Origin of the sequence: Mesorhizobium sp. M7A.F.Ca.AU.002.02.1.1, assembly GCF_003998535.1 — a bacterium.
Lineage (GTDB): Bacteria > Pseudomonadota > Alphaproteobacteria > Rhizobiales > Rhizobiaceae > Mesorhizobium > Mesorhizobium ciceri.
Map to the genome: position 1 here is coordinate 1 of NZ_RZPB01000211.1, position 8,347 is coordinate 8,347.

Here is an 8,347-nt window from a genome sequence, read left to right on the forward strand (position 1 = left end):
CGGCCTGAGAATCTGGTGCTTTTCCACCGTATCAATCTGGCCGCCAGCGCGTCGTTTTCACCGCTGCTGGTCAAGGTCATCAGGCAAGGAATCGAAGACGGCACCTTCAGGACCTTCGATCCGGAAGGTGTCGCCGACATCGTCATGCAATTCGGCATGGCCACGCGTGATGTCGTCGCCAAGGCCATTGCCGGCGGCAGCGACGCCGACATGGAGGCCGCGATCGAAGTCCTGGAGAAACGCGTCAGGCTCTACGAGATCGCCCTCGACCGCATACTGGGCCTGCCCGATGGAAGCATTCGGATCGGCGAGCCCGGCTATGTGCGCACCGTCATGACCGCCAGGCGGCGAACGAGTTCCGGCAAGGCGCGGTAGCTGGCCGAGCCTGATATCTAGTCCTTGTCCCAGCGCGGCCGGCGCATCGAAAACACCTCGTCGACGCTGGCATAGTCCATATAGCCGAGACGAGCGACATTGCCGGCCTTGGTGATGTCGAACAGGCCGTCCGTCAGGAAGGCGTCGTCGATATGCACGCCGACCACTTCACCGGCGACGATAACGGCACTTGTCGGCGACCCGTCCAGGGCCTTTGGCCGAAAAACTTCAGTCACCCGGCATTCGAGCGCGGCCGGCGCTGCCGCCACGCGCGGCGGGGCGACCAGGCGCGACGGCGCCATGGCAAGATCGGCATAGACGAACTCATTGACGCCGCGCGGAGCATTGACCGACGTGCGGTTCATCTTCTCCGCGAGATCGCGGCTGACCAGATTGGCCACGAACTCGCCGGTTTCCTGGGCGAAGGAGGCGCTGTCCTTCTCGCCTTCGGAGGAGAACCAGACGATGAAAGGCCGCGTCGAAACGGCATTGAAGAAGGAATACGGCGCGAGGTTGATCTCACCAGCCCTGTTCAGTGTCGAAATCCAGCCGATCGGACGCGGCGCCACGATCGCCTTCGAAGGGTCGTGCGGCAGGCCGTGGCCCTTTGAAGGCTCGTAGAACATTCAGCCGACCCACGGCCCCGAATAGTCACTGTACAGCTTTGCCGGATCGGGCCGGGGCCGCTCCGGCGCCGGGCCGGCATAGGAGCCGATATGGATGAAGCCGATGACCCGCTCCTGCGGCGCCAGCCCCAGCAGTGCCCTGCCCTCCGGCACATCCGAATACCAGTTGCTGATCATGTTGGTGCCAAAGCCCAGCGCGTTGGCTGATATCATCAGGTTCATCGCCGCCATGCCGCCCGACAGGAACATTTCCCATTGCGGGATTTTTGGATTCTCCCTGGGGACAGATACGACGCCGATCACCAGCGGTGCGCGCGAGAACCGCGCCAGTTCCTGATTGCGGCGGCCCTCCGTCAATGGGCCCTCCCGCTGCTCGGCAAGTGCTGCCAGTTGCCTGCCGATCTCGACGCGGGCGTCGCCACGGTAGAGGATGAAGCGCCAGGGCTCCAACCGGCCATGATCGGGCACCCGGGAGGCAGCAGTGATCATTGTCGCGATCTCCGCATCGCTCGGCGCCGGCTCCTTCAGATCTGGAATCGGTGCGGAGTTTCGGGTCAGCAGGAAGTCGATGATCGGCGACGCCATGGGCGCAAGTCTCCTGGACATTCTGTTTTGAGCTGAAGCGCACCATCGGGGATTCGGGCGGCTCGGGCATTGGCGCGGGATACGCCGGACGGAAGAGTCGTATCGGTCGGACTCTTAAGCCTTGAAATTGCCACCGCCATGGGCTTCAACGCAAGGCATGTTTGAGGGGACTGTCCGTCTTTTCCTGGTCTGGCTCGGCGCCCTGCTGTTCATGGCGCCGGTTTCGTTCGCCATGGCGCAGAATGTCGACGGTGTCAGCGACCTGAAGCTTCCGGGAATTTCGAGCTACGCGACGCCGAAAGGCGAGACGTCACTGGCGCTGAGCGGCGGCGGTGCCATCACACTCTCTGCCCAGTTGACCGACAAGGGTTCCGACATCACGCGCGGCATCGTCTGGCGGGTCTTCAAGCCGGAAGCCGTCAACGGCAAATTGCCGATGGTCGCCTCCTCGCATGGCGGCACCGCCGTCTTCCAGCTCGAGCCCGGCAGCTATCTGGTTCACGCCTCCTACGGCCGGGCCGGCGCCACCAAACGCATCACTGTCGGCAAGGACGCCAAGCGCGAAAGCCTCGTGCTCGATGCCGGCGGCCTCAAGCTCGACGCCGTGCTGTCCGGCGGCGTGCGCATTCCACCGAAGAAGCTGCGCTTTTCGATCTACGAGGGCACTGCCGAGGCCAATGGCGACCGCGCGCTGATCATTCCCGATGTCGAGCCCAACAGCGTCGTGCGGCTCAACGCCGGCATCTACCATGTCGTCTCGACCTATGGCGCGGTCAATGCAGTCATTCGCTCCGACATCCGCGTCGAGGCCGGCAAGCTGACCGAAGCCACCGTCGAGCATCACGCCGCCGAGATCACGATGAAGCTGGTGCGCGAAACCGGTGGCGAGGCGATCGCCGACACGTCCTGGTCACTGCTCAACGAGTCCGGCGATCCGATCAAGGAAACCGTCGGCGCTTTCGCCTCGATGGTGCTGGCCGAGGGCGACTACACCATCATCGCCAAGAACCGCGACCGCATCTACCAGAAGGATTTTACGGTCGTGGCCGGGCAGAACCAGGAAATCGAGGTTCTGGCCACCGAGGCCGCGGCGATGGATCCTGAAGAAGGCGCGGATTAGTTCGCAATCCACCAGAAGAATCAGGTGTCTGCGTCATCCTCTGAACCAGCAGGATAATCCTGTCCGCCGTAGAGCACGCGCAGGATGACCACGGTGTCACCGTCGACCCGGAAAACGATCGACACGCGGCGTTCAAAGCCGACGATGCGGACGCCGGGGCCAACAGTGTCGCGCACGGTCCCGCGCTCCGGGAAGTTGGACAGCGCCATGCACGCGGCCTCTATGCGGTCGACATAGTCGTCGGCACGTCTGCTCCCGCTGTCGTTTTCGATGTAGTCGTAGATGGCGAAGAGGTCGGCTTGAGCCGCCGGTCTGAAGACGACCTTATGTGTCAAGCTTGGAGGCCTTCATGCGGTCCGCATGATGGGCGCGCAGCGCTTTGAAGACGTCTTCTGCCGGGATGTCCGGACGCGGGTCGTCAAGGGCTTCCTGGACCTTGGCGCGCATAATCGCGGTGATGGTCTGCTCTTCGCGGTCGAGGGCGCGCAGCGCGGCGCGCATCACCTCGCTGGCGGAGTCGTAGGCACCCGACGCCAGGCGTACGTCAACGCTGGCCTGCTGGCGGCCGAGGGTCACGGTGATCGGTTTGCTGGTTCTCATGGCAAGCTCTTTCCTTGCCCTAATATAGCGCATGACATTACAGTGTCATACTATTTTTCTCAACGGCCAGCCAAGACTCGGCCCTGTGAGCCGGACGTTTATTGTTCAAGCCGCCAGTTCGGTCCGCGCCGGCAGGAACGGGATCCGGCGGCGTGGCAAAGCTGGCGCCAGGTCGAACACGCCGCGATGGAGGCGGTCGAGCAAGGCCTTGCGGTCGCGCAACGGCTCCAGTTCGCTCCAGCTCAGCACATCGCCGACGCGCACGTCGATCGCCTTGCCCGACAGCCGCGCGAATTCGTGGATGAGCAGCGATGTGCGCAGCGTCAGCGAGGCCTTGCCGACGAACTTGGCCACCCGGCCGTCGCGCTCGGCCATGTTCATCGGCCCGCTGACAAGATGGAACAGCCTGCCGTTCTGCCCGGAAAAATGCATCGGGATGACCGACGCCCTGGCGTCCTGGACGAGGCGGGCCGGAAACATCTTCCACGGCAGATCGCGCGCCCGGCCAAAACCCTTTGGCGCGGTGGCGACACCGCCGGCCGGAAATACCACGATGGTGACGCCCTCTTTCAACAGGCGCACCGCTTCATGGCGCACGGCCATGTTGTTCTTCAGCGCATCCTTGGTCTCCGAAAAGTCGATCGGCAGCGAATAAGGCTCCATCTCGCGGATCTTGAGCAGATCCTTGTGGATCATCACCCGGAACGGACGGCCGAGCTGCTCGGCCAGCGACAGCACGGCGATACCGTCACCGATGCCGAACGGATGATTGGCGACGATCACCAGCGGCGTGTCCGGCAATTGCGCGGGCGGCCACTGATCAGCGGTCCGCACCCGCACGTCGATCAGGTCGAGCATGCGGCTGAACACGCGTTCGCCGGTCGGCACGATCTGGCGGCGCCAGAAATCATAAAGTGCTGTGTAGCGGTCGCGGCCCGACAAGCCTTCGACCGAATGTATGAACCAGCGCGTCAGCGCCGGCTGGCGCGGATTGGCATAGGAAAGCTCGGGAAAGGGTCGTTCGCGCAATTTCAACTTGAGCATAGGGGCTCGTTACAAGGTCGGCGTGACAGGGATATGAAAATGGCGGTGGATCGCTCCACCGCCATTTGGTCGAAACCATGCCAATCAGGCCGCGCGTTTGCGCCGGCGGTCGGGTGTGACGGCTTCCTCAGTCAGTTGCGCGATCGCCTGGTCAAGGCCAAGCGATTCCTGGTCGCGCGAGCCCAGTCGGCGCATGTTGACCGTCTGCTCTTCCGCTTCGCGCTTGCCGCAGACGAGGATGACCGGAACCTTGGCCAGGCTGTGCTCGCGGACCTTGTAGTTGATCTTCTCGTTGCGCAGATCCGCTTCCGCCAACAGCCCAGCGGCCTTCAGCTTTGCCACCACCTCGGTCGCATAGTCGTCGGCATCCGACGTGATCGTCGCCACCACCACCTGCAGCGGCGCGAACCACAGCGGGAAATGGCCGGAATAGTTCTCGATCAGGATGCCGAGGAAGCGCTCCATCGAGCCACAGATGGCGCGGTGAACCATGACAGGCTGCTTCTTCTCGGAATCCGAGCCGATGTAGAAGGCGCCAAACCGCTCCGGCAGGTTGAAATCGACCTGCGTCGTGCCGCACTGCCATTCGCGGCCGATGGCATCCTTCAGCACATATTCGAATTTCGGCCCGTAGAAGGCGCCCTCACCCGGATTGATCGAGGTCTTGATGCGATTGCCGGACCGTGTCCTGATCGTCTCCAGCACGCCGCCCATGATCGCCTCGGCGTGATCCCACGCCTCGTCGGTACCGACGCGTTTGTCCGGCCGCGTCGACAGCTTGACGCTGATTTCGTCGAAACCGAAATCAGCATAGGTCGACAGGATCAGATCGTTGATGCGCAGGCATTCCGCCGCCAGCTGCTCTTCGGTGCAGAAGATGTGCGCATCGTCTTGCGTAAAACCGCGCACACGCATCAGCCCGTGCAGCGCGCCGGATGGTTCGTAACGGTGGACGTTGCCGAATTCTGCAAGTTTGACAGGCAGATCGCGATAAGACTTCAACCCATGCTTGAAAATCTGCACATGGCCCGGGCAGTTCATCGGCTTCAGAGCGAAGATCCGGTCGTCATCGGTATCGTCGCCGGCCACCGTCACCTTGAACATGGCGTCGCGATACCATCCCCAATGGCCTGACGTCTCCCACAGGCTCTTGTCGAGAACCTGCGGCGCGTTGACCTCCTGATAGCCCTGCTCGTCGAGGCGGCGGCGCATGTAGTTGACCAGGTTCTGGAACATCTTCCAGCCCTTGGCGTGCCAGAAGACGACGCCAGGCCCCTCTTCCTGGAAATGGAACAGGTCCATCTCGCGGCCGATCTTCCTGTGGTCGCGCTTCTCGGCCTCCTCCAGCATCGTCTGATAGGCTTCGAGCTGCGCCTGATCAGCCCAGGCCGTGCCGTAGATGCGGGTCAGCATCGGATTGTTCGAATCGCCGCGCCAATAGGCGCCGGCCACCTTCATCAGTTTGAAGGCGTTGCCGATCTGCCCCGTCGAGGCCATGTGCGGGCCACGGCAAAGGTCGAACCAGTCGCCCTGCGCGTAGATCTTGAGATCCTGATCCTCGGGAATGGCGTCGATCAGCTCCAGCTTGTAGCGTTCGCCCTTGTCGGCAAACACTTTCTTCGCCTTGTCGCGCGACCAGACTTCCTTGGTGAACGGCTTGTTGCGCGAAATGATCTCGCGCATCTTCTTCTCGATCACGGGAAAATCGTCAGGCGTGAACGGCTCGTTGCGGGCGAAGTCGTAGTAAAACCCGTTCTCGATCACCGGCCCGATGGTCACCTGCGTTCCCGGCCACAATTCCTGCACGGCTTCCGCCAACACATGTGCGGCGTCGTGACGGATCAGTTCGAGTGCGCGCGGGTCGTCGCGGGTGACGATCTCGACCTTGCCGGATTTGCCAAGCGGATCGCTGAGATCGCGGACGGTGCCGTCGATCGCATAGGCGACCGCCTTCTTGGCCAGCGACTTCGAGATCGATTCGGCGAGGCCGGCACCGGTCATCGCCGCGTCGTATTCGCGGACGGAGCCATCGGGAAATGTCAGGGAAACGGAATTCAGCATGTATATCTCCTATCCAGTCCCGCAAACGAGCGCGGGTGGTTGAAATGCATGTCGCCCAAAAGTGTGTGGACGGTTTTGGGGTTACGACATGCAAAGAGTAGGCCGGATGCGTCCGGCAGCGGCTGTCTTTTATGGACAGATTCCGCCGCCGTAAAGCCCGGCTCAAATGTCAGACTTCATTTGATGAGCAGCGGCAGGTCCTTCAGGAACGCGGCTCGGGTCTTGAGGCCTTTGGGCATATCGGTCCGATCGGTGTCGACGACAAGGCGCGCAAAGACGATCTGGCGGCCATCCTTGTTCGCCCAGCCGACGAACCACCCAAGCGAGCGCTTATCCTGAACCTTGTCGGCATCGTTGCGCAGCCTGGTGCTTCCGGTCTTGCCCTGCACCGTCCAGCCTCCGGCCTGGAAGGTCGGGATGATGGCTGATGTCATGTCGTAGGCCCTGGCCGAGACAGGCAGCTTGCGGGCCAGCAGCTTGCGCAGGAAATCGACCTGCTCGACCGGCGTGATCTTGAGCGAGGAGTTTATCCAGGATTGGGTCAAACCATCATTCTTGCCGGGATTGCCGGAAACATCGGCATTGCCGTAGCCGAATTTGGAGACATAGCCAGCCAATTTTTCCGGCCCGAGCCGACTGGTGATTTCACGGGAGAACCAGACGATCGAATCCCGTTCCCAGATCACCGGATCGACGGTCTTCTGGTCCCGCTTCACCGCCTTGAACTCCGGCTTGTAGTCCCACGCCGGCGTATGCTCGTCGCTCAGGATCCCGCTGTCATAGCCGATCAGCGACAGCGGCACCTTGAACGTCGAGGCCGGGCTGAACCGCTGGTCGCACACTCCGTCCTGGTAAAGCGTCTTGCCGCTCGCCGCATCGGCGATCACCGTGCACTGCAAATCCCCCAGCGGCGCCGATTGCGCGCGCAGCGGAAATCCCAGCAGCCAGGCGAGCAGGAACAGGATCCCGGCAAAGATGAAGGGAAGACGGTCGAAATTGCGCATTTTCTGCTCGCTCCAGAAGGGGGTTCGCGAGCGGCTTAGCGGGGTCTCTTGTCTCGATTTTGTCTCAAATGCGCAGTCTTTGTGCAGGCTGTTGTTAACCCTACCGGATCGTAAACCTGCTATTCTCCCCGGCCATCATTCCTGCGCTTTGCCGCGCTTGCTGCCGATCCGCCAGTACCGCCAGGGCATGAACCAGAGATAGCGATCCGCAAGCGCCTCCGGCACGAGGTCTATGCCATGCGTGCCGAATGGCCCGCAGCGCAGCACGCGGAAGAATCCCATCCAGCCGCCGGCCCACAGGCCATGGCGGGCGATCGCCTCATGCGCATATTCCGAACAGGTCGGCAGATGCCGGCAGGAATTGCCGACAAAGCCCGACAGCGTCAGCTGGTAGAGGCGCACGAGCGACGTGCCGAGGAGACGGCCTGGCGTCTTGCGCCAGGGGCCGGGCCAGTTGCGGCCGCGTTTTTGCGACCCGTCTATATGCGCATGCCCATGCTGGTCGCGCACCACAGTCTCCGTATCGCGTTTCCCAGGCGATAGATGTGGACTTCCGCCGGAGAACGCAATCCCCGCTCCTTGCGCGCCCCGCCATCACGGACGGGAACGGCGAAACGGCTGCCTGTCAGCCGACGGCGCCCAGCGGCCACGACTGGCCGGCCCCTCGCGGCGCTTTGAATGCTGCTTTTCGTCACGCCATTGAAACGTCACGATCCGCATGACATCGCCAAAAATGTTCAGCAACTGGATCATGGTCGGTCTCCTTCGACATGGATTAGACCGCCGCTGGCCTTCGCCTTCAAACGAGTATAATTTCCACTTCGGATAATCCTGGGTTATGCGAAATGAAGCGTGGGCGCCTGCCGCTGACGGCATTGAGGAGCTTCGAGGCGGCGGGCCGGCATCTGAGCTTCAGCCGGGCCGCCGAGGAG

Annotated in this window: 10 protein-coding genes and 2 pseudogenes; 3 read left to right on the forward strand and 9 right to left on the reverse strand. The window is 62.4% G+C overall.

Features of this window, described 5'->3' with window-relative positions:
- A pseudogene (locus EN879_RS15150) lies at positions 1-375 on the forward strand (TetR/AcrR family transcriptional regulator); the annotation flags it as partial.
- Positions 376-392: 17 nt separating this feature from the next.
- Here EN879_RS15150 and EN879_RS15155 read toward each other — a convergent pair.
- Positions 393-1,001 carry a flavin reductase family protein gene (locus EN879_RS15155; protein ID WP_024505354.1) on the reverse strand — a complete coding sequence of 203 codons (609 nt, stop codon included), beginning with the start codon at positions 999-1,001 and terminating at the stop codon, positions 393-395.
- A complete protein-coding gene (locus tag EN879_RS15160; RefSeq protein ID WP_024505355.1) occupies positions 1,002-1,586 on the reverse strand; it encodes a nitroreductase in 585 nt (194 codons plus the stop codon). It lies immediately after the preceding gene.
- Between the two features lie 157 nt (positions 1,587-1,743).
- Between EN879_RS15160 and EN879_RS15165 the strand changes: the two genes are divergently transcribed.
- Entirely contained in the window at positions 1,744-2,706 is a 963-nt protein-coding gene (locus EN879_RS15165) for a hypothetical protein (protein WP_013531974.1), read from the forward strand.
- 20 nt (positions 2,707-2,726) lie between these two features.
- On the opposite strand, the gene EN879_RS15170 is transcribed toward EN879_RS15165, so the two are convergent.
- The 7 genes from EN879_RS15170 to EN879_RS15200 all read right to left on the reverse strand — a co-directional run bounded on the left by EN879_RS15170 (position 2,727) and on the right by EN879_RS15200 (position 8,168).
- On the reverse strand, positions 2,727-3,041 hold the full coding sequence (locus EN879_RS15170) for a type II toxin-antitoxin system RelE/ParE family toxin (protein ID WP_063167878.1): 315 nt from the start codon (positions 3,039-3,041) through the stop codon (positions 2,727-2,729).
- The gene (locus tag EN879_RS15175) at positions 3,031-3,306 is read right to left on the reverse strand and encodes a type II toxin-antitoxin system ParD family antitoxin (RefSeq protein WP_063167877.1); all 276 of its coding nucleotides are present in this window, start codon (positions 3,304-3,306) and stop codon (positions 3,031-3,033) included. Before EN879_RS15175 ends, EN879_RS15170 begins: the two co-directional genes overlap by 11 nt.
- A gap of 105 nt (positions 3,307-3,411) precedes the next feature.
- Positions 3,412-4,350 (reverse strand): GNAT family N-acetyltransferase, encoded by a 939-nt coding sequence (locus EN879_RS15180; protein WP_063167876.1) that lies wholly within the window; start codon positions 4,348-4,350, stop codon positions 3,412-3,414.
- 84 nt (positions 4,351-4,434) lie between these two features.
- Positions 4,435-6,411: a threonine--tRNA ligase gene (gene thrS, locus EN879_RS15185; protein ID WP_027162582.1), complete on the reverse strand. Its 1,977-nt coding sequence runs from the start codon at positions 6,409-6,411 to the stop codon at positions 4,435-4,437.
- Between the two features lie 176 nt (positions 6,412-6,587).
- Entirely contained in the window at positions 6,588-7,415 is an 828-nt protein-coding gene (blaOXA, locus tag EN879_RS15190; protein ID WP_013531977.1) for a class D beta-lactamase, read from the reverse strand.
- 135 nt (positions 7,416-7,550) lie between these two features.
- On the reverse strand, positions 7,551-7,925 hold the full coding sequence (yidD, locus tag EN879_RS15195) for a membrane protein insertion efficiency factor YidD (RefSeq protein ID WP_027162584.1): 375 nt from the start codon (positions 7,923-7,925) through the stop codon (positions 7,551-7,553).
- 84 nt (positions 7,926-8,009) lie between these two features.
- Positions 8,010-8,168, reverse strand: coding sequence for a hypothetical protein (locus EN879_RS15200; RefSeq protein ID WP_082826450.1), 159 nt, complete (start codon positions 8,166-8,168; stop codon positions 8,010-8,012).
- A 92-nt stretch (positions 8,169-8,260) separates the two neighbouring features.
- On the opposite strand from EN879_RS15200, the pseudogene EN879_RS39915 reads away from it, so the two are divergent.
- A pseudogene (locus EN879_RS39915) lies at positions 8,261-8,347 on the forward strand (LysR family transcriptional regulator); the annotation flags it as partial.